The sequence below is a fragment of the Nocardioides sp. genome, from assembly GCF_025965415.1.
In the GTDB taxonomy this organism is placed as follows: Bacteria; Actinomycetota; Actinomycetes; order Propionibacteriales; family Nocardioidaceae; genus Nocardioides.
Map to the genome: position 1 here is coordinate 21,936 of NZ_JAOPWY010000085.1, position 24,778 is coordinate 46,713.

The window sequence follows — 24,778 nt, forward strand, 5'->3', positions numbered from 1 at the left end:
TTCGACACGCTCGCTTCGCTCGCTGCTCACCCAGCGGCGCCGCCGGTCGAGCAGGGCCGCCAGGCCCGTGTCGTCACCGAGGCCGCCGAGAAGGAGACACATGAACACCCTCTTGATCGCCAACCGCGGCGAGATCGCCCTGCGGGTGATGCGCACCGCGCGCCGCCTGGGCTGGCAGACCGTCGCGATCCACACCGATCTCGACGCCGACGCACCGCACGTGCGGGCTGCCGACGCCGCCGTCCGGGTCGGCTCCTACCTCGACATCGACGCCGTCGTGGCCGCGGCGCGCGAGAGCGGTGCCGGACACGTCCACCCGGGCTACGGCTTCCTCTCCGAGCGCGCACCCTTCGCCCGGGCGCTGGCCGACGCCGGCATCACCCTGGTCGGTCCGACGGCCGAGGTGATGGACGCGATGGGCCGCAAGGACAGGGCGCGGGACATCGCGGTCGCGGCGGGCGTGCCCGTGGTGCCGTCGTACTCCCTCGATGACGACCCGACGACCTTCGCCTACCCGGTGCTGGTCAAGGCCGCGGCTGGCGGCGGCGGCAAGGGCATGCGCGTGGTGCGCTCGGCGGACGAGTTCGCCGAGGCGTGCGACGCGGCCCGGCGCGAGTCGCTCAAGGCCTTCGGTGACGACACGCTCCTGGTCGAGAAGTACGTCGAGTCCGGCCGCCACATCGAGGTGCAGGTCATGGGTGACGCGCACGGACGCGTGCTCCACTTCTTCGAGCGGGACTGCTCCACCCAGCGCCGGCACCAGAAGGTGCTCGAGGAGGCGCCCGCACCGACGATCGACGACGCTCAGCGCGCGGCCATCACGGCGTCGGCCGTCGCGTTGGCGCAGCAGTGCGGCTACACCGGCGCCGGCACGGTCGAGTTCCTTCTGGACAACGCGAGCGCCGAGTTCTACTTCCTCGAGATGAACACCCGGCTCCAGGTCGAGCACCCGGTGACCGAGGAGGTCGTCCGGGTCCGGTCCGCGTCGGGGAGCGAGCGCGTCGACCTCGTCGAGCTGCAGCTCCTCGTCGCGACCGGCGAGCCGCTGCCCTTCGACCAGGACGACGTGACGCTCGAGGGCCACGCGATCGAGGCGCGCGTCTACGCCGAGGACTCCTTCCACGGCTTCCTCCCGCAGGCCGGGCGTACGTCGATCGTGCGGTGGCCTTCCGGCGACGGTGTTCGCGTCGACCACGCGCTCGAGCCGGACCAGGAGGTCAGCACCTCCTACGACCCGATGCTCGGCAAGGTCATCGCCCGGGGTGCCGACCGCGAGGCGGCGCGCGCCGGCCTCGTCGCGGCCCTCGACGAGACCGCGATCCTCGGCATCACGACCAACACCGGCTTCCTGCGCGCGCTGGCGGCCTCGGACGAGTTCCGCGACGCCGCCATCGACACGGCCTGGCTCGACGACCACGAGGTGCCGGCGCCCGACCCCGACCTGGCGCGGATCTTCGGCGCCTGGACCGAGGTGCTGCTCGACACGATGCCCGGCTCGCGGCAGGGCGGCACCGGCCCGTGGCGGTCGGACGGCTGGCGGATGGGCGCCGACCCGGCTCCCGACACCGTCGTGCTCGGCGACGACCTCGTGGTGGTCGACCGGCACCTCGGCCGCGTGACGCACGACGGGCGCGACCACGACGTACGCCTCGTGTCGGCGGCCGACCACACCGTCCACCTCCTCGTCGACGGCCGCGCCGAGCACGCCGTGCTCGACGTGCAGCGGGACCTCGTCGAGGTCGTGCACCGCGGCCAGCGCTGGACGTGGGAGCGGCCCGACCCGTTCGGCGACCACGGCGTCGCGGCCGGTGACGGCACGCTGCTCGCGCCCATGCCCGGCACCGTCCTCGCGGTGAACGTCGAGCCCGCCCAGGTCGTGGCAGAGGGTGAGACGCTGGGCGTCATGGAGGCGATGAAGATGGAGCTCGCCCTCAAGGCGCCCTTCGCCGGCACGGTCACGACCGTCGGTGCGGCCGTCGGCGACCTCGTCACGCTCGGCGCGACGCTCTTCGTGGTGGAGGCGCTCGATGACTGAGCTGCCCATGACCGTCCCCGCCGACGGACTGCCCGGCCGGGTCACGATCTATGAGGTCGGCCCCCGCGACGGCCTGCAGAACGAGCAGGCGATCGTCCCGGTCGAGGTCAAGGCCGAGTTCGTACGACGCCTCGTCGCCGCCGGGCTCCCGATCGTCGAGGCGACCAGCTTCGTGCACCCCAGGTGGGTGCCGCAGCTCGCCGACGCCGCGGAGCTGATGGCCGACCTCGGTGAGGCCGGCCGCCACCTGCCCGTGCTGGTGCCCAACGAGCGCGGCCTCGACCGGGCCCTGGAGCTCGGGCTCGAGCACATCGCGATCTTCGGCAGCGCGACGGAGACCTTCGCGACCAAGAACCTCAACCGCACCTTCGACGAGCAGTTCGCGATGTTCGAGCCCACCGTGGCGCGCGCCCGGGGGGCCGGGATGGACGTGCGGGCCTACGTCTCGATGTGCTTCGGCGACCCGTGGGAGGGCGCCGTGCCGATCGAGCAGGTCGTCACCGCCGGCACCCGGCTGCTCGACCTCGGCGCGAGCCAGCTCAGCCTCGGCGACACCATCGGGGTCGCCACCGCGGGCCACGTGACCGCGCTGGTCGCCGCCTTCGCCGAGGCGGGCGTGGGCACCGACCGGCTCGCGATGCACTTCCACGACACCTACGGCCAGGCCCTGGCCAACACCTTCTCCGCGCTGCAGGCCGGCATCACCACCTTCGACGCCAGCGCAGGAGGTCTCGGCGGCTGCCCCTACGCGAAGTCGGCGACCGGCAACCTCGCCACCGAGGACCTCGTCTGGATGCTCACCGGGCTCGGGATCGAGCACGGTGTGGACCTCGGCGCCGTCGTCGCGACCAGCGTGTGGATGGCCGACGAGCTCGGCCGCCCGAGCCCGAGCGCCGTCGTACGAGCGCTCGGTGGCGGACTGGCACAATCGCCCCCATGAGCCGCGTCGTCCACCTCCACATCGGCGCTCCCAAGACCGGGACGACCTACCTCCAGGACCGGCTGCGGCTCAACACCGCCTCCCTGGCCCGGCACGGCGTGACCGTGCCCGCCACGCGCCCTGGACGCTCCGACATGTTCCACTTCCGCGCCGCGCTCGACCTGCTCGAGCAGGACTGGGGCGGGCCGCCCGGGCACGCCAGGGGCGCCTGGGACGCGATGGTGAGGCGGGTCAATCGCGGCGAGGACAACGTCGTGATCAGCCACGAGATCCTCGCCGGCGCCAAGCCCGACAAGATCGCCAAGGCGATGAACGACCTCGCCGGCAACGAGGTGCACATCGTCTACTCCGCGCGCGACCTCGCCCGCCAGATCCCCGCCGCGTGGCAGGAGTCGATCAAGCAGGGCCGCAAGTGGCAGTTCCGCCGCTTCATCGACCGCTACGAGTCCGGCAAGACCTTCTTCTTCCGCCAGGCGCTGGACCTGCCCGAGGTGCTGACCGCCTGGGGCGCCAAGATGCCGCCGGAGCGGATCCACGTGGTGACCGTCCCCCACGACCGCGGACCCGACGGCGACGAGCTGTGGCTGCGCTTCTGCCGGGCGTTCGGCATCGACCCCGCGTGGGCCCCGCTGGACTCCGAGCGCGACAACCGCTCGCTCGGGATCGCCGAGACGTCGCTGCTGCGCAAGCTCAACCGCCGCCTCGAGCTGGGCGTGTGGCGCGACCCCGTCTACGACGCCCTCATCCGGCAGCTCCTCGCCCAGGAGGTCCTGGTGGCGCGCGACGCCGTCCCCGTACGCCTGCCCCCCGACCGCTACGACTTCGCCGAGCAGCAGGCAGAGCTCTGGATCGAGTGGGTCAAGGGCAGCGGCGTCGACGTGATCGGCGACCTCGAGGACCTGCGTCCGCGGCGCCCGGCCGAGGACGCGGAGTGGCGCAACCCCGACCGCGTCCGCGCCAAGCTGGAGCTCAGCGCCGCCCTGGACGCGCTCACGGTGATGACGCGCGAGGCCGCCAGCCACGCCTCCAGCGGCGCGGTGGGCGGCCGGCTGCGCGAGACCGCCCGCCGGCTGCGCGACCGTTGACCGGCGCCTCCGCGTCCGACCCGTCCGGCCGCGCCCACAGCTGGATCGCGCACCTGCGCGAGGGGGGTACGACGCCCTGGCTGGCGTGGTCCCACCACGGTGCGGCCGCGGGCGGCCCGCTCCCCGGTGCCCAGCAGCTCGAGCTGCTGCGCCGGATCAACCTCGCTGCCCCGGCCGATCGAGCCCTCGCTGACCGCGTGCTGGCCGCCCCGGCCGCGGGCCGCGGCAAGGCCGACCTGCCGCTCCTCGGGCTCGCCCCCTCCGGCTTCGGTCCCCGCCCGGTCGACCCGGCGACCGTCAGCGCCCACGAGCTGCTGCGCGTCGCCTCGGTCCTGCTCGCCGACGACCTCGTCGGCCTGGGCGCCGACCCGGTCCGCGCGACGTGGCCCCGCCCGTGGCGACGGAGGTTCCGGCTGGTGGGCGACCCCGTGCTGGTCGGCGCCCTCCGCGAGGACCTGCTCGCCCGCGGGCGCCCCGAGGGCGGGCCGCGCACGTTCGTCGTCGCCGTCGGCGCGCCGCTCGACGACCTGCTCGCGCACACCTGGACCCAGCGCTGCTTCGAGACCGGCACCAAGCCGTGGGCCGAGTGGCTGCGGTTCTGGCGCGAGCGCGACCAGCTGCCCGCCAGGGCCGACCTCCTCGCCTCCGTACGCCGCTGGAACGCCCGCCGTCCCTTCGTCCGGATCGTGACCGACCTCGACCAGCTGCCCCGGCAGGTCGGCGTACGACGCCTGCCGGAGGTCCGCGTGCCTGGCGCCGACCAGGCCGAGCTGGCCCGCCGGGTGGCCGCGGTCGTGGGCCTCAGGGTCCCCGCCGACCAGCGCCCCGGCCTGATGCGGACGCTCCAGCGACGGATGCCCGGCAGCGGCGCCGCGCCCATCGGCGTACCTGCCCGCGAACGGGAGTGGGTCGCCGCCTCGGCCGAGCGGATGTCCCGGAGCCTGACGCGCGCTGGCTACTCTGTCGTCGGCGACCTCGCCGATCTCGCGCCGCGCGCCGCGTCGGCCGCGACCGGCACCGGCGGCGCCGACGACCGGCAGGTGCTGGACCTGGCGATCCGGATGGTGGTCGACCCGAGCTGGCGGAGCCGGCGACCGAGTGAGGGGGAGGGGCAGCAGTGAGCAAGCGAGTGCTGCTGCACGTCGGCTGCCCCAAGACCGGCACGTCGTACCTCCAGGACGTGCTGTTCCGCAACCAGGAGATCCTCCGCGAGCACGACATCCTCTATCCGGCCGACCGCTTCGACGCCCACTTCCTGGCGGCCCTCGACCTCATGACGCTGCCGTGGGGAGGCCTGGAGACCGAGGCGGTCGGCGCGTGGGACCGGCTGGCCGAGCAGGTCCGCGAGTGGCACGGCACCGCGATCATCAGCCACGAGATCTTCGCCCGCGCCACGCCCACCCAGGTCGAGCGCGCCCTCGCCTCGCTCGGTGACGCGGAGGTCCACCTCGTCCTTTCGGTGCGCGACCTGGTGCGTCAGATCCCGGCCGAGTGGCAGGAGAACGTCAAGCACCGCAGCCACATCACCTATGCCAGGTTCCTGCAGGCCGTCCGCGACCCCGCGCGCGAGTCGAAGATCGGATCGTGGTTCTGGGCGGTCCAGGAGATCCCCGACATCCTCGATCGCTGGGGCGCCTCCCTGCCGGCCGACCGCGTCCACCTCGTCACGGTGCCGCCCTCGGGCTCCGACCGGGGCGAGCTGTGGCGCCGCTTCTCGCGCACCTTCGGCCTCGACGACCTGCCGCTCGACCTCACCGCCGAGCGGGAGAACCCGTCCCTCGGCGTGCCCGAGACCTCCCTGCTGCGCACCATCAACCAGCGGGTGACCTCGATCCTGGCACCGCCCGACTACCGTCCGCTGGTGCGCGAGCTGCTCGCCCACCAGACCCTGTCGCGCGGCGTCGCCTCGGCGCGCCTCGGGCTGGCGCCGGACGACCACGCCTGGGCGCAGGGCCTGTCCCGCAGCTGGGTGAGGCTGCTCGCGGAGCGCGGCCACGACGTCGCCGGCTCGCTCGACGACCTGCTCGGTCCCGACCTCGGCCCCTTCGCCGACCCCGACACCGCGAGCGCCGAGGAGCTGCTGCCGCCGGCGCTCGATGCGATCTCCGCCCTGCTCGTGGAGGCCGCCCGGCTGCGCGCCGTGGAGGAGCGGCTCCACGAGGAGCTCCGGGAGGCGCACCAGGAGCGCGACCGCGCGCGGCTGACACCGTCGTACAGGATCCGCCGCAAGGTGGTCACCAGCCTGGAGGACAGCGCCGTGGGGCGCGGCACGCTGGACACCTATCGTCGGCTCAAGGGCAGGGGCAAGGGCCCCGCCTGACCCGCTCCTCGGGTGTACTGTCGGAGGTAGCCGCGGGTCACTCCTTCGAACCGACGGTGGGTCTGCAGCGTCTCGTGACGAGCGCCTCTCTGTGTGCCTCCTTCGAGCTCACGCGAGAGAACCTCATGGTCCCTGCATCCGATGCCTCCTCCTCCGACTTCACCCAGTCGATCGCCGAGGCCGCCCGCACGCTGAACAAGCCGCGGAGCCTCGACGACACCCTCCAGACGATCGTCGAGGTCGCCTGCAACTCCGTGCCCGGCTTCGAGCACGTGGGCATCGCGACGCTCGAGAAGAAGGGCGTGATCCAGACCCGGGCCTTCACCGGCGTCCTGGTGCAGTGCCTCGACGCCACGCAGTACGCCCTGCAGGAGGGTCCGTGCTCGGAGGTGCTGCGGGGCGACGGTCCGGTGTGCGTCTCGAGCCTCACCACCGAGGACCGGTGGCCCCGCTACGCCCCACAGGCGCGCGAGGCGGGGGTCCGCTCGCAGCTCGCGGTCAAGCTCTACCTCGACCGGGGCACGCTCGGCGGCATCAACTTCTACTCCACGGTCAACGAGGTCGTGAGCGAGGACGCGCAGGCGCTGGCCCGGCTGTTCGGCACCCACGCGGCGATCGCCCTCGGTCATGCCCGGGAGCGGGAGACCTTCACCGAGGGACTGGAGACCAGACGCGCCATCGGCCAGGCCATCGGCATCCTCATGGAGCGCTACGACGTGAACGAGGACCGGGCCTTCGCCTTCCTCGTCCGGGCCTCCTCGCACGCGAACATCAAGCTGCGTGCGGTGGCGCAGGCGCTGGTCGAGGAGGGCAACGTCCGGTAGCGGGCACCGGACAGCGCTGGCCTGCCCCGTGAGGTCCTGCGAGGCTCGGCGCCATGCCCTCCAGCCCCTGGCCCGTCCGCACCGGCGACCTGCTCCTCCGGGACGCGGTCGAGACCGACCTCGAGGCGCTGCTGTCCTTCCGCAACGACCCGCGCGTCAACCGCTTCATGGTGCACACCTACGTCGACCCCGCTGACCTACGGCGCGACTGGCTCGCCGCGGCGGACCGCCCGACGGACTTCTCCTGCGTGGTCGAACGGTCGGGCCGGGTCGTGGCGATGGGCTTCCTCGACGTCGTCGACGGCCCCGGTCAGCCGGGCAGCCCGACGGGCACGGACGGGCTGATCGGCTACATCGTCGACCCCAGGTTCGCCGGCCGGGGCATCGGCTCGGCCACCGCGCGTGCGCTGCTGCGGGCGGCCTTCGAGGTGCTCGGGCTGCGCCGGGTCACCGCGGCGGCGTACGCCGACAACGCCGCGTCCGTGCGCATCCTCGAGAGCGCGGGCATGCGCCGCGAGCGGCTCTCCCGCCAGGCACTGTGGCACGCGGAGCTCGGCTGGCTGGACGAGGTGGGCTACGCGCTGCTGGCCGACGAGTGGGCGGCGCCCGGCGATCGGTGAAGCGGGCGGGGCCGCGCTCGGTCGACCGGCTCGGTCGCCAACTCACGAGTTGGTCAGCCAACCGGTGAGTTGGCACCACACACGCCAGCCGTGCCGCACCCCCGGGTCTCACCGACGGCGCGGCAACAGCTCCCGGTCGGCGTAGCGACCGATCTTCCACGTCGCGAAGCCGTCGGCGCCGGCCCCGACGACGCCGCCGACGACCGGCACCCGGCGCCCGACCGTGGTGGCCAGGCGCTTGCCGGCGATGCGCGTGATGATGTTGCTGGCGACGACGGCGGAGATCGTGCCGTCGAGCGTCGGGTCGTGCGCGGGAGCGGTGGCCAGGGCCATCGGGGTGGCGGGGAGCTTCTTCTTCGTGACCAGCTCGAGGACCTGCTCCTCGCCGAGCAGGAGGGCGAGGATCGCGTTGCGCACGCGCGGGTCTGCCAGGTCGTGGCCGCGCAGGTGCGCGATGCCGGCGACCATGCGGCACTGGATGACCGCGAGCCCGGTGACGTTGGCGGGCAGGGTGATGGCCATCGTCACGAGCCCGCCGACGTTGGTCGCGAAGCCCTGGGCGCCGGCGATGCGGACGTTGTTCTCGATGACCTCGTGGATCGCCCGCTCGACGTTGCCGCGCTGCTCGGCGAGCTGCTTGTCAGCGGCCGTGGCCGCCGGCGCCAGGGGTCCGATGCCGTCGATGGCGCGGTTGAGTGCCTCGCGCACGAAGCCGGTGGTGAGCCCCGGTGCGAGCTCCTGGATCCTCGGTGCGAGCTGTCGCCCGACGGTCTGCCTCAAGCCCATGCCCCGATCGTACGGTCAGTCGCTAGCGTGAGGGGGTGCCGATCGCTCCCGCTCCGACGCCGTGGGGCTTCCCGCACCACGCGACGTGGGATCCCGACGACGACCTCGTCGCGCTCGGCGCCGACCTGGAGCCGGGCACGCTGATCACCGCCTACGCCGGCGGCCTGTTCCCGATGCCGGTCACGATGGACGGTGACGAGCACCTCGGCTGGTTCTCGCCGGTCGAGCGCGGCGTGCTGCCCGTCGACGGGATGCACGTCTCGCGGTCGCTGCGGCGCTCGGCACGCGACTTCGAGATCCGCATCGACACCGCCTTCGACGAGGTGGTGGCGCAGTGCGGGAGCCCCGACCGGCCCGACGGGTGGATCACGGCCGAGTTCGCCCGCGCCTACGGTCGCCTGCACCGGCTCGGCTGGGCGCACTCGGTCGAGACGTGGCGCGACGGCCGGCTGGTCGGTGGGCTGTACGGCGTCAGCATCGGCGGCCTCTTCGCCGGGGAGTCGATGTTCCACCGCGAGCGCGACGCGTCCAAGGTCGCGCTGCTCGGGCTGGTGGACCTGCTCCGCGACCACCACGCCGAGCATCGGGTGCTCGACGTCCAGTGGCAGACCCCGCACCTGGCCTCGCTGGGCGTCGTGCGACGTCCGCGTGCGGAGTACCTCGAGTCGCTCGAGCACGCCCTCGGCATCCCGCTGCCCCCACCGTTGCAGGTGGACGACTAGCGCTGATCGCGCAAGGGTGGGCGCGAACGTGATGCCGCTACGACGTCCCGATGAAGGGGAGAACATGACCGTCCACACCCGCCTGTCCCTGGCGAGCGTCGTCCTGCTGGTCGGTGCCGTCACCACGGCCTGCGGTGGAGACGGCGGCGATGGTGCCGGTGGAGCCGGTGATGCCGGTGATGCCGGCGCACCTACGAACGCCAGCGAGAAGGAGTTCTGCCAGACGCAGTCGAGCCTCTTCGAGGACCTGCTGCCCGACGACATGGCCGACCCCGAGCTCCCCACGGACGAGGAGATGGCCACCGCCGTCCAGGACTGGGGCACGAACCTCGAGCAGGTCGGCACCCCCGAGGACATCCCGGACGACGCGCGCAAGGGCTTCGAGGTGATCGTCGAGGGCGCTGGCGACGTCGACCCCGCCGACTTCTCCATCGACCAGCTCGAGCAACTCGAGCAGGGGGGCGAGGATGCGTCCGCCGAGGTGAAGAAGCAGGCACAGGCCTTCTCGGACTACCTCGCCAGGACCTGCGGCAACCCCCTGGACGACCTCGACCTGCCTGAGATGCCGGAGGTGCCGGAGATGCCCGACTCCACCGAGGGACAGCAGGATCCGTGACCGGGCGAGTAGCATCAGGGCACTTGGGCGACGGGGAGGGTGGCGGGGGCATGGCGATCACGCGCGAGGGCAGGATCTGTTCCTTCTGCGGCACGGCCGGCGGCCCGGGCACCGAGGTGCCGCTGATCGGCGGTCTCGGGGCCCAGATCTGCCAGGGCTGCGTCGACGACTTCCACGCGCTCGTGCACGACGAGGCGCGGGCCGCCGAGGCCCGCGGCTCGATGCCGTGGGACCGGATGTCCGACGCCGAGGTGCTCGCGGTCCTGCCGCAGATCATGGCCTCGGCCGACCAGAACGTCGCTTTCGCGCATGAGTGGGTCGACCTGCTGCGTGCGCGCCGCGTGTCCTGGGCCGAGATCGGTCGGGTGCTCGGGGTGTCGCGCCAGGCCGCCTGGGAGCGATTCGCCAAGAAATCCGGAGACAAGAGCGCCACCGCGTGAGACGATCTACCCCTGTCAAGCTAGACTTGACGCATCGGGTGTCGGTCGGACTTCACGGGGGTGAGTCCGATCGACACCCGTGACTCATTTCAGCAGCCGTGACATCCGTCGGTCGGCCAACGGCTTCCCGCCGGTCTGACACGTCGCGCAGTACTGCAGGCTCGAGTCCGCGAACGACACCTCGCGCACGACGTCGCCGCACACCGGGCACGCCTGGCCGGTCCTGCCGTGGACCGCGAGGTTGCTCTTCTTCTCACCCTTGAGCTGGCTCGCCGCGAGTCCGCTGGCGCGTCGGACCGCGTCGCCCAGCGTGCTGCGGATGGCGTCGTACAACGTCTGCAGATCGGCCTCGTCGAGGCTGTTGGCCGGCTTGAACGGCGACATCCTCGCGGCGTGCAGTATCTCGTCGCTGTAGGCGTTGCCGATGCCGGCGATGATCGACTGCATCCGCATCACGCCCTTGATCTGCTTGCGCCCCTCCGCCTCGAGGATCGCCCTCAGCGCCTCGAGCGTGAAGGCGTCGCCGAGGGGGTCCGGACCCAGGCGCGCCACGCCCGGCACGTCGGCGGGGTCGCGCACGACGTAGATGGCCAGGCCCTTCTTGGTGCCTGCCTCGGTGATGTCAAGGCCCGGTTGGGTGTCGAGGTCAGGGTCGTCGATGACGATGCGGGCAGCGAGGGGGTTCTTGCTGTTGGGACGGGCGGGCAGGGCGGGCACCTCGTCGCGCCACCGGATCCAGCCGGCGCGGGCGAGGTGGATCACGACGTGCACGCCGCTCGCGTCGATGTCGAGGAACTTGCCGTGCCTCGTCACGTCGTCGACCAGCGTGCCGTGCAGGGCGTGCAGCGCCGGGTCGAAGGTCTTGAGGGCGCTGAAGGCGGTCAGGTCGACCCGGCTGATGGCCTTGCCGACCAGCCGTCCGCGCAGGTCCTGGACGAGGGCTTCGACCTCCGGCAGCTCGGGCACGGAGCGAGTCTAGGCGCGTGACCCTCTTGGAATCACGCCCCGAGAGAGTCACCATGGGACATGGCCCGGCATCACCTTCCTCGCACCGGGGCGGTCTTCCTCGACCCCCGCGCCGATGACCGCTCGCTCCGGGTCACCTGGCACCAGGAGTCGCAGTTGGTGGTGCTCTCGCTGTGGCGCGACAACGTCTGCGCCGGCACCTTCCGGCTCGCCGCCGACGAGGTGCCCGACCTGATCGCCCTGCTCCGCCAGGGCCTCGACGAGGCGTACGACGCCGCGCGGGAGCGGGTCGAGCGCGTCGAGCGGCCGAGCGAGGCGGGCTGAGGCCTCCTCTCACGAACCACCGGGTACCCGGTGGCTCGTGAGGTTCCTGCCCGTTGCAACGGTCGACAAGCCGAGGAACCGGCGGGTACCCGGTGATCGCGACAAAGGCGCGACTCGCCAACTATCCGACCATCTACGATCATCCCTAGATTCCCCGATACCGTCTGATCGTGGACCCGATCCGAAACCCGTACGCCCCGGGCGCGGGCCAGCGCCCGCCCGAGCTCGCCGGTCGTGACGAGCAGCTCGCGGCCTTCGACGTCGTCCTCGAGCGGGTCGCCAAGGGGCGCCCCGAGCGCAGCCTGGTGCTCACCGGCCTGCGCGGCGTCGGCAAGACCGTGCTGCTCAACGCGCTGCGCGGTGCCGCCGTGCGCAAGGGCTGGGGCACCGGCAAGCTCGAGGCCCGGCCGGGCCAGGGGTTGCGGCGGCCGCTCAGCAGCGCCCTGCACCAGGCCGTGCGCGAGCTCGGCCACCGTGACGAGGAGTCGGTCGACCACGTCCTCGGGGTGATCAAGTCCTTCGCGCACCGCGACGCCGGCACCGCCGCCAAGCTCAAGGACCAGTGGAGCCCCGGCATCGACGTGGCGGCCGTGCGCGGTCGCGCCGACTCCGGCGACATCGAGATCGACCTCGTCGAGCTCTTCACCGACCTCGGCGGGCTCGCCGCCGACGTGGGCAAGGGCATCGGGATCTTCATCGACGAGATGCAGGACCTCGGCCCCGACGACGTCTCCGCGCTGTGCGCCGCGTGCCACGAGCTCAGCCAGTCGGGCCTGCCCGTCATCGTCGTCGGCGCCGGCCTGCCGCACCTGCCCGCCGTGCTCAGCGCTAGCAAGTCCTACAGCGAGCGGCTCTTCCGCTACCAGCGCATCGACCGGCTGGCCCGCGACGCGGCCGACCGGGCGCTGGAGGCCCCTGCGGCCGACGAGGAGGCCGCCTTCGAGCCTGACGCCCTCGCCGCGATGTACGACGCCACCGGCGGCTACCCCTACTTCATCCAGGCCTACGGCAAGGCGGTCTGGGACCTCGCACCCCGCTCGCCGATCACGACGGCCGACGTCGCGGTCGCTGCACCCGAGGCCGAGTCCGAGCTCGCGGTCGGCTTCTTCGGCTCCCGCTACGAGCGCGCGACGCCGGGGGAGCGCGACTACCTGATGGCGATGGCCGACGTGGCCGTCGACCAGGACGACGCCGAGGGCGACGCGGTCCTCAGCGCCGACGTGGCGGCGCGGCTGGGCAAGAAGCCGCAGTCGCTGTCACCGGCGCGCGACTCGCTGCTCAAGAAGGGCCTCGTCTACTCCGGCGAGCGCGGCCGGATCGCCTTCACGGTGCCCCACTTCGGCCGCTACCTGCGCGAGCGCGGCTGACGACGTCGGAGTGGCTCAGCACCACTCGCGTACGCCGTCGGGCGTGAGGTCGCGGTCGCGCAGCACCACCGCCAACCGGTCGCCGTACGCCGCGCAGGTCCGCGCGAAGTCGCGGGCGCGGTACTCCACGACCAGCACGTGGTCGCCGTACGACGCGACGTAGCTCCCGCACTCGTCGTAGCGCCCGCACTCCTCGGCGATCGCGAAGTCGAAGCCGGCACTCGAGCCGTCCCACTCGGCCCAGTTCTTCTGCGCCACGGCCAGTCCGGAACGGTGCGCGGCGGCGGTGAGCAGGCGGGCGAACGCCCGGGCGTGGCGGGCGCGGACCAGGCCGCGGCTGCGCGAGAAGGAGTCGAGGTTGTCGAGCTCGACGGCGTCGAAGCCGTCGCGGGAGCAGCCGCCGATCCAGCGCCCGACGATCCTCGCGAGCCGGTCGCGGCGGGCCGACGTGCGGATGTCGAGGAGCCACTCGCCCCAGGCCTCGTCGACCACGAGCCCGCCGTCGTCGCTCAGCAGCAGGTCGCGCCGCTGCAGCCAGAAGCGACGCGCGTCGGGCTGCGTCTGGAAGCCGTTGACGTAACAGACGTTGTAGCGCCCGGGCACCGGCGCGTCGGTGTGATCGCGCACCACGATGCCGACGTGGTCGGGCGGGTCCGCCGCGCCACCGAGCTGGTAGTCGACGTCGGTGCCCGTCGGTGGTGGGACGGGGTCGGTCGTCGTCGTCGCCGTGGCCGTGCCGGGGACGAGGACCAGCAGGAGCAGGACGGTCGCGACCAGACGCATGGGGCCACCGTGCCACAGCCGCTCAGGCGGGCGGCGTCCGGAACTCCCGCGGCAGCTCCTCCAGCAGCCGCAGCCACAGCTCGCTCGCCGTCGGGTACGACGCCACCGCGTGGCGCAGCACGTGGACGGGGACGTCGCCGACGATGGCCACCGTCGCCGCATGGACCAGCTCCCCGGTCTCGGGACCGACGAACGTCGCGCCGAGCAGCAGCCGCGACCCAGCGTCGACGACCAGCTGCGACTCGCCCCTGACGTGGTCGCGCAGCAGGCCGGTGCCGGCCGCGGACGAGGTGGGCACCCGCGTGAGGACGACGTCGTGGCCCGCGTCGCGCGCCTCGGCCTCGGTCATCCCGACACTGGCCACCTCCGGGTCGCTGAAGACGACCTGGGGGACCGGTGCCTCGCGGTCGGGCTCCCACGCGACCTCGCCGACCGCCGTGGCGGCGATGCGCGCGCCGACCACGCGGGCCTGGTGCTTGCCCCAGTGGGTCAGTGGCGGACCACCGCTGGCGTCGCCGACGGCGTGCAACCACTCCGGCAGCCGTCCGCCGGTGACGTCGTCGCGGGTGAGGCCGACCGCGTCGAGGCCGAGGTCGTCGAGCCGCGGCGCCCGTCCGACGGCGAGGAGCAGCTCGTCGGCCTCGATCTCGCCGGCCGTGGTGGTGAGCCGGACGAGGCCTCCGTGGATCCGACCGAGGCCGGTCGCGGCCGCACCGTCACGGCGTACGTCACTGACCTCGGTGCCGAGGAGGACCGTGACCCCGCGATCGCGCAGCCCGGCCAGGACGGCCTCGCCGGCGAACGGCTCCGCGCGGCCCAGCAGGCGGGTCCCGCGGACGACGAGCGTCACCTGTGAGCCGAGCGCGCTCATCCAGATCGCCGACTCGCAGGCCACCACCCCACCCCCCACGACGACCAGTCGCGCCGGCACGTCGACGACGCCGGTGGCGTCCCGTGAGCCCCAGGGCAGGACGTCTGCGTAGAGGGCCGGAACGGCGGCCTCGCTGCCCGTCGCGATCACGACCGCGTGGCGCGCTCGCACGGTGCGCTCGCCCGCTGCGGAGGTGACCCGGACCGTGCGTTCGCCGACCAGCCGGGCCTCGCCGCGCAGCACCGCGATGCCCGCGCCAGTGGCCCAGGACTCCTGGCCGCTGTCGTCGTAGTGGGAGACCCAGTAGTCCCGCCGCTCGAGCAGCGCCTTGGGCGCGGCGTGGGCCGTGGAGACCCCACCCAGGTCGGCGGTCAGGTCCGCCACCGCGACCGGCCGCAGGAGCGCCTTGCTGGGCATGCAGGCGTAGTAGCTGCACTCGCCGCCCAACAGCTCGCGCTCGACGAGCGCCGACGTCATGGCCCGGCCGTCCACGGTCACACCCTCGACGGCGTACTGCGCGGCGTTCTCGCCGGCCGGCCCGCCGCCGATCACCACCACGTCGTACTCCACGGTCCCTGCGCCACCCACCACGTCGCCAGTCATGGGGGCGAGACTACGGCGCCCTCGAATGGCGATCCCCTGGTCCGTTCACCTATCCTTCGGCGTGAGGGGAGTACCCCGCCCAACATCCGTCGGTCAGTACGGTGCCTCGACAGGCACCCCGGCGGAGACCGCCTCGGAGGCGGTGGGGGAGACCTCAGGAGCTCGATCCTGAGGAGACCCATGTCGTCCATCGCGTCCCCCACCCTGTGGTTCATCACCATGGCCGTGGTGCTCGCCCTGCTCGTCGTCGACTTCATCGCGACGCGCCGGCCCCACGAGGTCTCGATGAGGGAGGCCCTCGCGTGGTCGGCGTTCTACGTCGCGCTGCCGCTGGCCTTCGGCCTCTACGTCTGGTCGGCCCACGGCGGCGACCGCGGGCTGGAGTACTACACCGGATACCTCGTCGAGAAGACGCTGAGCGTCGACAACCTCTTCGTCTTCATGCTGCTGCTGGCGGCGTTCGCGGTGCCCGAGGTGCTCAAGCAGCGGGTGCTGCTCTACGGCATCATCGGCGCGCTCGTGCTGCGCGGGATCTTCATCGCCCTCGGTGCGGCCGCCCTGTCGAGGTTCGACTGGGTGTTCCTGATCTTCGGCGGCGTGCTGCTGCTCACCGGCATCAAGCTGCTGCGCGACGCGATCCGCGGCACCGAGCACGAGGTCGACGTGTCCCAGCTGCGCGCCGTGAAGGTCGCGCGCCGCTTCATGCCCGTCACCGAGGACTACGAGGGCGCCAGGCTCACCGTGGTGAAGGGCGGCGCGCGCGCCCTCACCCCCTTCGCGCTCGTGACGATCGCGGTGCTCGCCACCGACATCGTCTTCGCCGTCGACTCGGTCCCCGCCGTCTACGGCATCACCGGCGACCCCTACCTCGTCTTCGTGACCAACGCGTTCGCGCTGCTCGGCCTGCGGGCGCTCTACTTCGTGCTCGAGGGCGCCCTCAGTGCGCTGGTCCACCTCAGCTACGGCCTGGCGGCGATCCTGGGCTTCATCGGCGCCAAGCTGGTGCTGCACTGGGCCCACCTGGTGTGGCCCTCGATCCCGGACGTGCCGACCCTGGCCTCGCTGTTCGTGATCGTCGCGATCCTCGCCGTGACGGTGTGCACCAGCCTGGTCGCCAACGCGCGCTCGAAGGCGGCCACGAAGGCGGGCACGGAGGCCGGCACGGAGGACGAGGCGGACGACGACGCGTTCGTGACGCGCTGACGTCTAGACCATGTCGTCCTGGCGACCCACCCACGTCCCTCGCCGGGGGCACGGTGTCGACACGGGTGGGTAACAGTGACCTCACGGGTCGACCGAGTCCGTACCGTCATTACCAGACAAAAGCGTGGAATCGCGGGAGCAACGCCACGGAATCATTGGCCAATGGGAGGAGTGGGTCATGTTCCAGCACACCGACACACAGCCGTACGACGTGCTGTCCCATGGCGACTCCGTGCTCGGACGTCCGGAGAACCTCGGCATCGGCCGCACGAGCTGCGGAGGTGCCGTCGCCGATCAGGAGGTGCCGCTGTTCGCCCTCCTCCGGTCGACCCACGGGCTGCCGCTCGACGACCGGCGGTGGTGGCCCGAACGCCCCGTGCGCCACCGGCGCGCGCCCGCTGCGGAGGCGACCGACGGGGAGGACCCCTTCGCGGCCGGGGGCCGCACCATCGTGGCGGACGGGGTGTTCCCGACCGCCCGCGAGCTGAGCCCACCCACCACCGAGCTCCTCGAGCGGACCCTCGCCGGGCTCCGGGCCTGGAGCACCGTCGCGAGCGCCGACCGGCTCCGGCCCGTGGGACGGCACCAGCTTGCTCCGAGCGTGACGCTCGCAGGCGACCGGGACGTGATCGGTCGACGGTGATCAGTCGACGGTGAGCATGGTCGCGCCGAGGCCGATCATCATCGTGCCCCCGGTGGCGCTCAGCGCGTCGAGGCGCGTGGGGCGACTCGCGAACCAGGTGCGGGCTGCGCCCGCGGCCAGCGCCCACATGCTGTCGGAGGCCACGGCGAGCAGTCCGAAGACCAGTCCGAGCACCATGGTCTGGACGGCGACGGGCCCGGCCGGGTCCGTGAACTGCGGGAGGAAGGCCACGAAGAAGACGATCGTCTTCGGGTTGGTCGCCCCGACGGTGAAGCCGATCCGCACCGGGTGGCCGCGCCGGACCGGGGTGGCGTCGGCCATCGCCCGTCGCGCGTCGCTGCGGTGCCGGATCGCCTGCACGCCGAGCCAGATGACGTACCCCGCGCCGATCATCTTGATCGCGGTGTAGGCCGTCGCACTGGCCGCGACGACGGCACCGAGCCCGACGGCGACCAGGCTCACCTGGGCGAGCAGCCCGAGGGCGTTGCCGACCACGGACAGCAGCACCTCACGGCGCCCGACGGTGAGGGCACGCCCGATGGTGAAGAGCAGGCTCGGACCCGGCACCTGGATGAACAGGATGGATGCGACGAGGAAGGCGACCCACTGGCTGGACGACGGCATGGCCCCAGTGTGGGGCCACGCCGCCGTCGGTGTCGGACCAGTTCCGAGGAGTGGTGCGAGACGGCCGGGTCAGCAGCCGCAGGAGTAGTAGGTGATGTCCCAGTGGCTGCCCTCGCGGGCGTAGGCGTTGCCCGAGGGGGCCGTGTAGAGCGCCGCCCCGTCGCTGCGCGTGCCGGAGTAGGCGTAGTGGCTGGTGATGTAGCTCGAGACGCACGTCGTCGGGCTGACGTCGACCTTGTAGCCGTTCCAGTGGCTGTAGGTGCCCGACGCGTGCCCGGTCTCGGTGCCGCCGGTGATCGTGATCGCGCAGCCGCTGACCGACCGGAAGGTCTTGATCCCGGTGACGGTGTCCTGGTTGATCTGGTCGTAGGACGTGCAGGTCGAGCCGTTGCGGTTGGTGCACCCGCCGCTGGAGACGCGGGAGATGCCGGATGCCGAGAGCTGGCTGGCCGCCTGCGCGTCCGTGAGCCTGGTGACCGCGTGGGAGGGGCTGGCGAGGCCAATCACCGCGACGAACGAGGCGATGACGGCCAGGGCGGTCCTGCTGGTGCTGGTGGCACTGGGCATGGGGATGACTCCGATGTCGTGGCGAGACCCCCGATGGGCTCGCCGCTCCCTCCACCCGACCCGATCCGCGACGCCGGGTCAACCCCGCGCCCAGCCCACGCGTCGGCCCCAGTCCGTGCGAGATGGCGAAGGGGAGCAGATCCTCGGGCATCCATGAGTCGCATCGTTGACGCCCGCTGCAGCGGCGTACTGGGGACGCAGCGCAGTCGAAGGTGATCACGATGACCAGGGACAGTGACTTCAAGCAGGTCGTGCGTGCGCGGATGGCCGAGACCGGGGAGACCTACACGGTCGCCCGCGCCGCGGTCGAGGCGACCCGCAGCCCGCACGAGGCGTCGTACGACGCTGCGCGGGCCGAGCAGGAGAAGCTGGTGGGCCGGCTCTTCAGCGGCGGCCGCATCGAGCGGGTCCCGGCGAGGCGCAAGGTGCGTGCCGCGGTGCTGCTGGAGGTGCTGAGCCGCTTCGAGCCGGGCCGTGACTACTCCGAGCCCGAGGTGAACGAGATCCTGCTCGGGGTGCACGACGACTTCGCCTACCTCCGCCGCGAGCTGGTCAACTACCGCTACCTCGAGCGAGGCGACGGTCGCTACCGCACCGCAGCGCAGGCGCCGCCGCGTGCGGCGGTCGAGCACCAGGAGATCCCGGCGTGGGAGGCGCACTGGCTGCCGGCCTTCCTCTCGGGCCGATGACGGGGCAGGACCACGTCCTCTGAGGCCCGCGGCGATCAGCAGCCGGACGCCTTGAAGGTGAAGGTGCTGAGGAAGACGGCCTGGTTGCCGTTCCCCCGCGCGTTCCAGTAGGTCAGCGTGATGTCCTGCACGTCACCCACGTAGGTGACCTCGATGTTGCCGGAGGCGTCGCCGTTGTCGGTGGCGACGACCCCGTTGTCGTACATCCGCCAGGGTCCCTCGGTGGTGGAGCTCTCCGCGCCGGAGACGCCCGCGCCGATGACGTAGACGTTGTCCACGTCGCGACTGGTGGCGGTGAAGGTGCGGGTGCCGCTGAGCTCCACACGGTCCCAGAAGTCGGCGGACCGGTTGTTGCCGGCGACGTTGTTGGAGTCGATGTCGGTGATCGTGAACTTCAGGCCGGTCACGGCGCGGTCGAACTGGATCCTGAGCTCCTGACGGCTGGTGTTCCGCCCGGCCGAGATGTCCTGGTGCTGGAGCAACAGGCCGGTGCTGCCGGTGGCGCCGACGTTGGGGTAGGTCGTCGAGTTGACCGTGAGGTTGTTGCCGGTCCGGGTGTCGACGCCGACGTTCCTGCTGGTGAAGGTCGCGACCACGGGCGTGGAGCCCGCCGGCCCGTCGACCGTGGCGGTGCCCGTCTTGACCCGGTTGGCGGCCGGGCCGGTCGTCACAGTGCTGTACGCCACGGATCCCCAGTTCAGCGTGTAGGGGTAGACCGTGGTCCCGCACGAGGCGGCGAAGGCCGGGGCACTCACGCCGACGGCGACGACCGGGACGGTCCAGGCCGCGGTCCGGACCACCGTGCGTCGTGAGGGCAGCATGACGTCGTTCATCGAATCCTCAATCCCACGCGGCCCCTGGCGGATCCCCACACGCATCGATGCGATGCCGCACGCCGAGACTAGGAGTGTCGGGATCGATCACCCGGTCTTGGTGATTCCTGCGGAATACCTTGAGAATCGCGCGGAAGGATGGGATCGGTGGTCCAGACACTGGTGGCGGAGAACCCGCCGCAGCAGTGCGCCCGCACCGATCGGGATACGTGCCATGCTCACCCCATGCGTCGTACGCCGCGCATCCGCCGCGCCCGTGAGCCCCGTCAGCGACCACAGGTGGTGGCGCACCGGGGCAGCAGCCACGACACCCCGGAGCACACCCTCGCCGCCTACGTGAAGGCGCTCGACGAAGGGGCCGACGCGCTCGAGTGCGACGTCCGGCTCACCGCCGACGGGCACCTCGTCTGCGTCCACGACCGCAACCTGCGACGTACGGCGGCGACCCCTGGACTGGTGTCGACGATGAACCTCGCCGAGCTGGACGAGCTCGACTTCGCGTCGTGGAAGAGCCCGTGGGCCGACCTGGACGACGAGGCACCCGCGCGCGATCCCGAGATCGGCAAGGTGCTGACGCTGCGCAAGCTGCTGGAGATGGTCGCCGACTACGACAGGCACGTGGAGCTGGCCATCGAGACCAAGCACCCCACCCGGTACGGCGGGCTCGTCGAGCGGCGGCTGGTCGAGACGCTGGGCGACTTCGGCTGGGACCGGGCGGGCTCGCCGGCGCGCATCATGAGCTTCTCGCTCAACGCGATGAGCCGCGTGCGCCGGCTGGCGCCCGAGCTCGACGTGGTGATGCTCGTCGAGAAGGCGCACCACTGGCCGGTGCTGCGCCCGGTGGTCGGTGACGACTGGATCATCGGCCCCGGCATCAAGGAGCTGCGCGAGCACCCGGGACTCGGCCGGCACCTCGTGAAGGCCGGGCGGGAGGTCCACGTGTGGACCGTCAACACCGCCGAGGAGCTGGAGGTCTGCCTCGACCTCGGGGTCACCGCGGTGATCACCGACCGCCCGTCGTACATGCTGGAGCTGCTGGGCGGATAGGTTCTGGCAATGGCCAAGAAGTCCCGCAACCGCACCCAGTCCGCCGACACCGCTCCCGGGGAGGTCGGTCCCCGCCAGCCCTGCCCCTGTGGCTCCGGGAAGCGCTACAAGGCCTGCCACGGTGCGGCGGGTGGCGCCGCGCCGACCTTCGTGGCCCGTCCCTTCGAGGGGATGCCCGACGAGTGCGACGTGATCGCGCTGCGCGAGCTCGTCCCCGCAGCGACCACGCCCCTGACCCTGGAGGACGGCCGGACGGTCCGGCTGGCCACGCTGCTCCCGGGTGCCGCGCCGGCGATGGTGCGCGAGTCCGGCGACATCTGGCTCGGTCTCCAGGTGCAGCACTCCTACGGCAACCCGGCCCGCGACCTGGGTGCCGTGCTCGAGGCGGCGCTGGCGAGCGAGGAGCCCGGCATCGTCGGCCTCCCGAACGCCCCCGGCGAGGGCCCGAGCCTGCAGGACCTGATCACCGACACGAGCCTCGACATCACCGTCCACAAGGGCTTCGAGTACTGGATCGACGACATCCCCGAGCGCGACGCCAGCATGGAGGCGGCGCTGGAGCAGGCCAACGGCGGCGTCATGCCCACCGTGCGGTTGACCTCGGTCGAGGCCGCCTACTGGACCGACGTCGGCACCAAGGAGCACCTGCGCTGGGTCATGCCCCACCCCGAGGACCAGCTCCTCGACGCGCTGGCGCGCCTCCACGCGGCCGGCCAGGACTCGGTGGCCGAGGGGTCGCGCTTCGTCGGCATGTTCCGTGCCCACGGGTTGCTCGCCCCGGTGTGGGACCTCCCCCTCGGCACGGGCGCCGAGGTGCTCGAGGAGCCGGCCGCACGCTTCGCCGCGGACCTCGAGGAGGCCATGAAGGGCGGCGCGCTGACGGCCGAGGAGCGGTCGGCGCGCGCCGGTCTGGCCAATCGTCAGGTGACGATCCGGTAAGGAACGGTCCACATCGCCACCACGAGCCGAACACAACCGGGACAAAGGTTGTGCGGGCGCTCGCGCGCGGAGTAGATTCGTCTTCGCCCGGTCGTTGTTGTTTCCCCCGTCAACAACGACCGGGCCTTCACGTCTCGGCAGGCTCCGGATGGTCCTCGCGACTGGGCCGCACCCGCCACGCCTCGAGGTGGTCGAAGCCCTTTGCGGAGACCCGGCGGAGCCGGCGCCAGCGCCACGACTCGTCGTCCGCGGCCGTCAGCGCCTCGTGGACGCCCGCGTCGACGAGCACCGTCCCCGGGCGGGCGGCCGAGGTCAGGCGGGAGGCCGCGTTGACGGTCGAGCCGAAGACGTCGCCGAGGCGTCGTACGACGGCTCCGTGGGCGATGCCGGCGCGCACCGCGGGGAACGGGTCGTCCGGGTCGTCGCCGCGGGCGGTCAGCGCGAGCGCGATCGTCACGGCGGCCGCCGGGTCGGCGACGGTGAAGAGCACCTCGTCGCCGATCGTCTTGATGACCTGGCCGGCGTGGTCGACCACGAGGGTGGTCGTGTCCTGCTCGAAGCGGTCCACCCACGCGACGAGCTCGGCGCCGTCGAGGCTGCGGCTCTGGGTGGTGTAGCCGACGATGTCGACGAAGCAGACCGCCAGCAGTGCCTCGCCCTGCGTCAGCGCGCTGGTGTCGGTGAGCAGGTGCTGGGCGGCGCTGGCCAGGTGGCGGCGCCACACGTAGGTCTGCAGCGCCTCGACGCGGGGCAGGACGTCGGTGGCCAGGTCGGCGAGCGTGGTGGCCGGGTCGCCACCCTCCACGGCGAGGCCGGCCAGCAGCGTGGTCTGCCACTCGGCGAGCCGGGCATAGCTGCGGCCCCACGTGCGCACGAGCGCCGCCTGCGACTCGGGCGGCAGGATGCCGATCTCGACCAGGTCGGCGCTCAGCCGCAGCGCCTCGACGTCGCTCTCGGCGAAGGCGACGTCCTCGTCGTCGTGGTGGGGGAAGCCGAGCTGGTGCCAGAGCGTCACGGCCCGGTCGAGGGGTACGCCGGCCCGCTGGGCGACCTGCACCCGCGTCAGGCTGGGCTCCTGGCCGAGCAGGAAGGACTCCAGGGCGTGCGCCACGTCGGCGGGGACGTCGAGCTCCGGCCCGTCCGGCTCGTCGCCCACGGGGTCAGCGTCCCTCGAGGCGCCCCGCGACGGCGGCCCGCAGCGCGGCGCCGAAGGCGGGGACCTCGTCGGCCAGCTCCTCGAGGCGCTCGCTGGTGAAGTGGACGACCTTGAGCGGGGTCAGCGCGATGACGGTGGCCGAGCGCAGCGTCCGGTTGACGATGGCCGCCTCGCCGACGACGGCGCCGGGACCGAGCGTGGCGATCTCGACGCCGCTCTTGCGCACCGACACCTCGCCCTCGGTGATCAGGTAGGCCTTGTCGGCCGGGGTGCCGGCCGCGATGGGCGACCAGCCCTGCGGCAGGGTCAGCGCCCGTCCCGCGGCCAGCACGCGCTCGGCGTCGGCGGGGTCGAGGGCATCGAGGATGGAGTCGTTCATGCTCCGTCAACGATCCATCCGGGCGAACGTGATGCCCATTCGGTCAACAGCTGTCCACTCAGTCGACGAGCAGGGGCTCCCGGGAGATCGGGCAGCTCATGCAGCGCGGTCCGCCACGTCCCGAGCCGAGCTCGGAGCCCGCGATCCGGACGACCTCGATCCCGGCGTCCTCGAGCCGGTCGTTGGTCTCGTCGTTGCGCTCGTAGGCCACGGCCACCCGGGGCGCGAGCGCCAGGGTGTTGTTGCCGTCGTCCCACTGCTCGCGCTCGGCGGTGACCGGGTCGAGGCCGGTGTCGATCTGGTGCAGCGTGTCGATCTGCATCGCCTTGGCGGCGGCCACGAGGAACGGCTCGGACTCGCTCACGCTCAGCGTCAGGTCGGACTCGTCGGAGCCCTGGTCGGCCAGGGTCACGGTCACCGCGCGCAGGGTGTGCGCGACGTTGGGGTACATCACGACCTTGTCGACGTCGACCATGGTGCACACGGTGTCGAGGTGCATCGTCGCGCGCTCCTGCGCGATCGGCACGGCCAGGACGGTGTGCGCGAGGTTGGCGTGGAAGACCTGGCGGGCCAGCCGCTCCACGCCGGCGGGCGTCGTACGCTCCCCGACCCCGACCGCGATCACGCCGGGGGCCAGCAGCAGGACGTCGCCGCCCTCGACGTGCTCGTTGTGCCAGCCGTGGATCTTGCGGGTGCCGGCGAAGCGCGGGTGCTCGGTGTAGATCAGCTCGGTCAGCTGGGTCTCGCGCTTGCGCGCGGGCATGGCCAGGCTGGTGACCGCGACCCGGTCGCGGACCCACACGCTGGAGTCGCGGGTGAAGAGCAGGTTGGGGAGCGGGTCGATCAGGAAGTCGTGCGGGTCGAGCAGGCTGGTCACCAGACCGTGGCCGCCGCGGACCTCGTCGTTGCGGATGCCGGCGGTCAGCACGTCGGTGAGCTCGGCGGGCGCCAGCTCGCGCAACGACTGGGCGAGGTAGCGGCGCATGGTGTCGCCGAGGTGCAGCCCCGACAGCGCACTGGTGATGGCGTGGTTGCGGGCGAGCTCGGTCTCGAGCGTCTCGGTGAGGAGCTCGGTGAGGTAGAGCACCTCGACGCCGCGCTGACGCAGCGTCTCCGCGAAGGCGTCGTGCTCGTCCTGCGCCCGGCTCACCCAGGGGATGCCGTCGAACAGCAGGCGGTCGTTGTTGCGGGGCGTCAAGCGCTTGAGCTCGTTGCCCGGGCGGTGCAGCATGACGGTGGCCAGCCGGCCGACCTCGCTGTCGGCGCCGTGGGGGCCGGATGGGGTGGAGACCATGCCGGGACTCTAGCGCTCACCCACGGGGGGACACATGCCCGAGATGTCGTCGCCCGGCCGGTCGACGCCGGACCGCTCGGCGGACACGTGCCCGAGGTGCGA

Annotated in this window: 27 protein-coding genes; 17 read left to right on the forward strand and 10 right to left on the reverse strand. The window is 72.3% G+C overall.

Going from position 1 to position 24,778, the window contains the following annotated elements:
- Nucleotides 1-100 precede the first annotated feature (100 nt).
- The 7 genes from JWN97_RS08790 (at nt 101) to JWN97_RS08820 (ending at nt 7,824) form a co-directional block, all read left to right on the forward strand.
- A complete protein-coding gene (locus JWN97_RS08790; protein WP_297621413.1) occupies nt 101-2,035 on the forward strand; it encodes a biotin carboxylase N-terminal domain-containing protein in 1,935 nt (644 codons plus the stop codon).
- A complete protein-coding gene (locus JWN97_RS08795) occupies nt 2,028-2,975 on the forward strand; it encodes a hydroxymethylglutaryl-CoA lyase (RefSeq protein WP_297621415.1) in 948 nt (315 codons plus the stop codon). Before JWN97_RS08790 ends, JWN97_RS08795 begins: the two co-directional genes overlap by 8 nt.
- A complete protein-coding gene (locus JWN97_RS08800) occupies nt 2,972-4,060 on the forward strand; it encodes a hypothetical protein (protein ID WP_297621417.1) in 1,089 nt (362 codons plus the stop codon). Before JWN97_RS08795 ends, JWN97_RS08800 begins: the two co-directional genes overlap by 4 nt.
- A complete protein-coding gene (locus JWN97_RS08805; RefSeq protein ID WP_297621418.1) occupies nt 4,057-5,181 on the forward strand; it encodes a hypothetical protein in 1,125 nt (374 codons plus the stop codon). The genes JWN97_RS08800 and JWN97_RS08805 overlap by 4 nt, the downstream gene beginning before the upstream one ends.
- Complete coding sequence (locus tag JWN97_RS08810; RefSeq protein WP_297621420.1) at nt 5,178-6,380, forward strand: hypothetical protein; 1,203 nt, start codon at nt 5,178-5,180, stop codon at nt 6,378-6,380. Before JWN97_RS08805 ends, JWN97_RS08810 begins: the two co-directional genes overlap by 4 nt.
- Before the next feature lie 125 nt (nt 6,381-6,505).
- Nucleotides 6,506-7,204, forward strand: a complete 699-nt coding sequence (locus tag JWN97_RS08815; protein WP_297621421.1) for a GAF and ANTAR domain-containing protein — start codon at nt 6,506-6,508, stop codon at nt 7,202-7,204.
- Between the two features lie 53 nt (nt 7,205-7,257).
- A complete protein-coding gene (locus tag JWN97_RS08820; protein ID WP_297621423.1) occupies nt 7,258-7,824 on the forward strand; it encodes a GNAT family protein in 567 nt (188 codons plus the stop codon).
- A 108-nt stretch (nt 7,825-7,932) separates the two neighbouring features.
- Here JWN97_RS08820 and JWN97_RS08825 read toward each other — a convergent pair whose 3' ends face one another.
- Nucleotides 7,933-8,610 (reverse strand): EcsC family protein, encoded by a 678-nt coding sequence (locus JWN97_RS08825; protein ID WP_297621425.1) that lies wholly within the window; start codon nt 8,608-8,610, stop codon nt 7,933-7,935.
- 35 nt (nt 8,611-8,645) lie between these two features.
- Here JWN97_RS08825 and aat point away from each other — a divergent pair, with 35 nt between their 5' ends.
- The 3 genes from aat to JWN97_RS08840 all read left to right on the forward strand — a co-directional run bounded on the left by aat (nt 8,646) and on the right by JWN97_RS08840 (nt 10,388).
- A complete protein-coding gene (gene aat, locus JWN97_RS08830) occupies nt 8,646-9,332 on the forward strand; it encodes a leucyl/phenylalanyl-tRNA--protein transferase (RefSeq protein WP_363321269.1) in 687 nt (228 codons plus the stop codon).
- Nucleotides 9,333-9,396: 64 nt separating this feature from the next.
- Complete coding sequence (locus JWN97_RS08835; RefSeq protein ID WP_297621427.1) at nt 9,397-9,948, forward strand: hypothetical protein; 552 nt, start codon at nt 9,397-9,399, stop codon at nt 9,946-9,948.
- 50 nt (nt 9,949-9,998) lie between these two features.
- Nucleotides 9,999-10,388, forward strand: coding sequence for a hypothetical protein (locus JWN97_RS08840; RefSeq protein WP_297621429.1), 390 nt, complete (start codon nt 9,999-10,001; stop codon nt 10,386-10,388).
- Between the two features lie 84 nt (nt 10,389-10,472).
- Here the strand turns inward: JWN97_RS08840 and JWN97_RS08845 are convergent, their stop codons facing one another.
- Nucleotides 10,473-11,354, reverse strand: coding sequence for a DNA-formamidopyrimidine glycosylase family protein (locus JWN97_RS08845; protein ID WP_297621431.1), 882 nt, complete (start codon nt 11,352-11,354; stop codon nt 10,473-10,475).
- A gap of 60 nt (nt 11,355-11,414) precedes the next feature.
- On the opposite strand from JWN97_RS08845, the gene JWN97_RS08850 reads away from it, so the two are divergent.
- On the forward strand, nt 11,415-11,678 hold the full coding sequence (locus JWN97_RS08850) for a hypothetical protein (protein WP_297621433.1): 264 nt from the start codon (nt 11,415-11,417) through the stop codon (nt 11,676-11,678).
- A 170-nt stretch (nt 11,679-11,848) separates the two neighbouring features.
- Nucleotides 11,849-13,045, forward strand: coding sequence for an ATP-binding protein (locus JWN97_RS08855; RefSeq protein WP_297621435.1), 1,197 nt, complete (start codon nt 11,849-11,851; stop codon nt 13,043-13,045).
- Between the two features lie 15 nt (nt 13,046-13,060).
- Here JWN97_RS08855 and JWN97_RS08860 read toward each other — a convergent pair whose 3' ends face one another.
- The gene (locus JWN97_RS08860) at nt 13,061-13,828 is read right to left on the reverse strand and encodes an endo alpha-1,4 polygalactosaminidase (RefSeq protein WP_297621437.1); all 768 of its coding nucleotides are present in this window, start codon (nt 13,826-13,828) and stop codon (nt 13,061-13,063) included.
- A 22-nt stretch (nt 13,829-13,850) separates the two neighbouring features.
- Complete coding sequence (locus tag JWN97_RS08865; RefSeq protein WP_297621439.1) at nt 13,851-15,302, reverse strand: NAD(P)/FAD-dependent oxidoreductase; 1,452 nt, start codon at nt 15,300-15,302, stop codon at nt 13,851-13,853.
- A gap of 180 nt (nt 15,303-15,482) precedes the next feature.
- Between JWN97_RS08865 and JWN97_RS08870 the strand changes: the two genes are divergently transcribed.
- Nucleotides 15,483-16,505, forward strand: a complete 1,023-nt coding sequence (locus JWN97_RS08870) for a TerC family protein (protein WP_297621441.1) — start codon at nt 15,483-15,485, stop codon at nt 16,503-16,505.
- A gap of 178 nt (nt 16,506-16,683) precedes the next feature.
- A complete protein-coding gene (locus JWN97_RS08875; RefSeq protein ID WP_297621443.1) occupies nt 16,684-17,148 on the forward strand; it encodes a hypothetical protein in 465 nt (154 codons plus the stop codon).
- Here JWN97_RS08875 and JWN97_RS08880 read toward each other — a convergent pair whose 3' ends face one another.
- Together JWN97_RS08880 and JWN97_RS08885 are read right to left on the reverse strand one after the other, a co-directional pair.
- Entirely contained in the window at nt 17,149-17,772 is a 624-nt protein-coding gene (locus JWN97_RS08880; RefSeq protein ID WP_297621445.1) for a LysE family translocator, read from the reverse strand.
- Between the two features lie 69 nt (nt 17,773-17,841).
- Nucleotides 17,842-18,339: a hypothetical protein gene (locus tag JWN97_RS08885; protein WP_297621447.1), complete on the reverse strand. Its 498-nt coding sequence runs from the start codon at nt 18,337-18,339 to the stop codon at nt 17,842-17,844.
- 221 nt (nt 18,340-18,560) lie between these two features.
- On the opposite strand from JWN97_RS08885, the gene JWN97_RS08890 reads away from it, so the two are divergent.
- Nucleotides 18,561-19,028 (forward strand): DUF2087 domain-containing protein, encoded by a 468-nt coding sequence (locus JWN97_RS08890; RefSeq protein ID WP_297621449.1) that lies wholly within the window; start codon nt 18,561-18,563, stop codon nt 19,026-19,028.
- 35 nt (nt 19,029-19,063) lie between these two features.
- Here JWN97_RS08890 and JWN97_RS08895 read toward each other — a convergent pair whose 3' ends face one another.
- A complete protein-coding gene (locus JWN97_RS08895) occupies nt 19,064-19,861 on the reverse strand; it encodes a hypothetical protein (RefSeq protein WP_297621450.1) in 798 nt (265 codons plus the stop codon).
- A gap of 225 nt (nt 19,862-20,086) precedes the next feature.
- On the opposite strand from JWN97_RS08895, the gene JWN97_RS08900 reads away from it, so the two are divergent.
- Nucleotides 20,087-20,908: a glycerophosphodiester phosphodiesterase family protein gene (locus JWN97_RS08900; RefSeq protein ID WP_297621452.1), complete on the forward strand. Its 822-nt coding sequence runs from the start codon at nt 20,087-20,089 to the stop codon at nt 20,906-20,908.
- A gap of 9 nt (nt 20,909-20,917) precedes the next feature.
- Nucleotides 20,918-21,847, forward strand: coding sequence for a DUF5926 family protein (locus JWN97_RS08905; RefSeq protein ID WP_297621454.1), 930 nt, complete (start codon nt 20,918-20,920; stop codon nt 21,845-21,847).
- Between the two features lie 127 nt (nt 21,848-21,974).
- Here the strand turns inward: JWN97_RS08905 and JWN97_RS08910 are convergent, their stop codons facing one another.
- The 3 genes from JWN97_RS08910 to JWN97_RS08920 are packed head-to-tail and all read right to left on the reverse strand — an operon-like array spanning nt 21,975 to nt 24,676.
- Entirely contained in the window at nt 21,975-23,003 is a 1,029-nt protein-coding gene (locus JWN97_RS08910) for an adenylate/guanylate cyclase domain-containing protein (protein ID WP_297621456.1), read from the reverse strand.
- 4 nt (nt 23,004-23,007) lie between these two features.
- Nucleotides 23,008-23,382, reverse strand: coding sequence for a cyclic nucleotide-binding domain-containing protein (locus tag JWN97_RS08915; protein ID WP_297621458.1), 375 nt, complete (start codon nt 23,380-23,382; stop codon nt 23,008-23,010).
- Between the two features lie 58 nt (nt 23,383-23,440).
- On the reverse strand, nt 23,441-24,676 hold the full coding sequence (locus JWN97_RS08920) for an arginine deiminase (RefSeq protein WP_297621460.1): 1,236 nt from the start codon (nt 24,674-24,676) through the stop codon (nt 23,441-23,443).
- Nucleotides 24,677-24,778 lie beyond the last annotated feature (102 nt).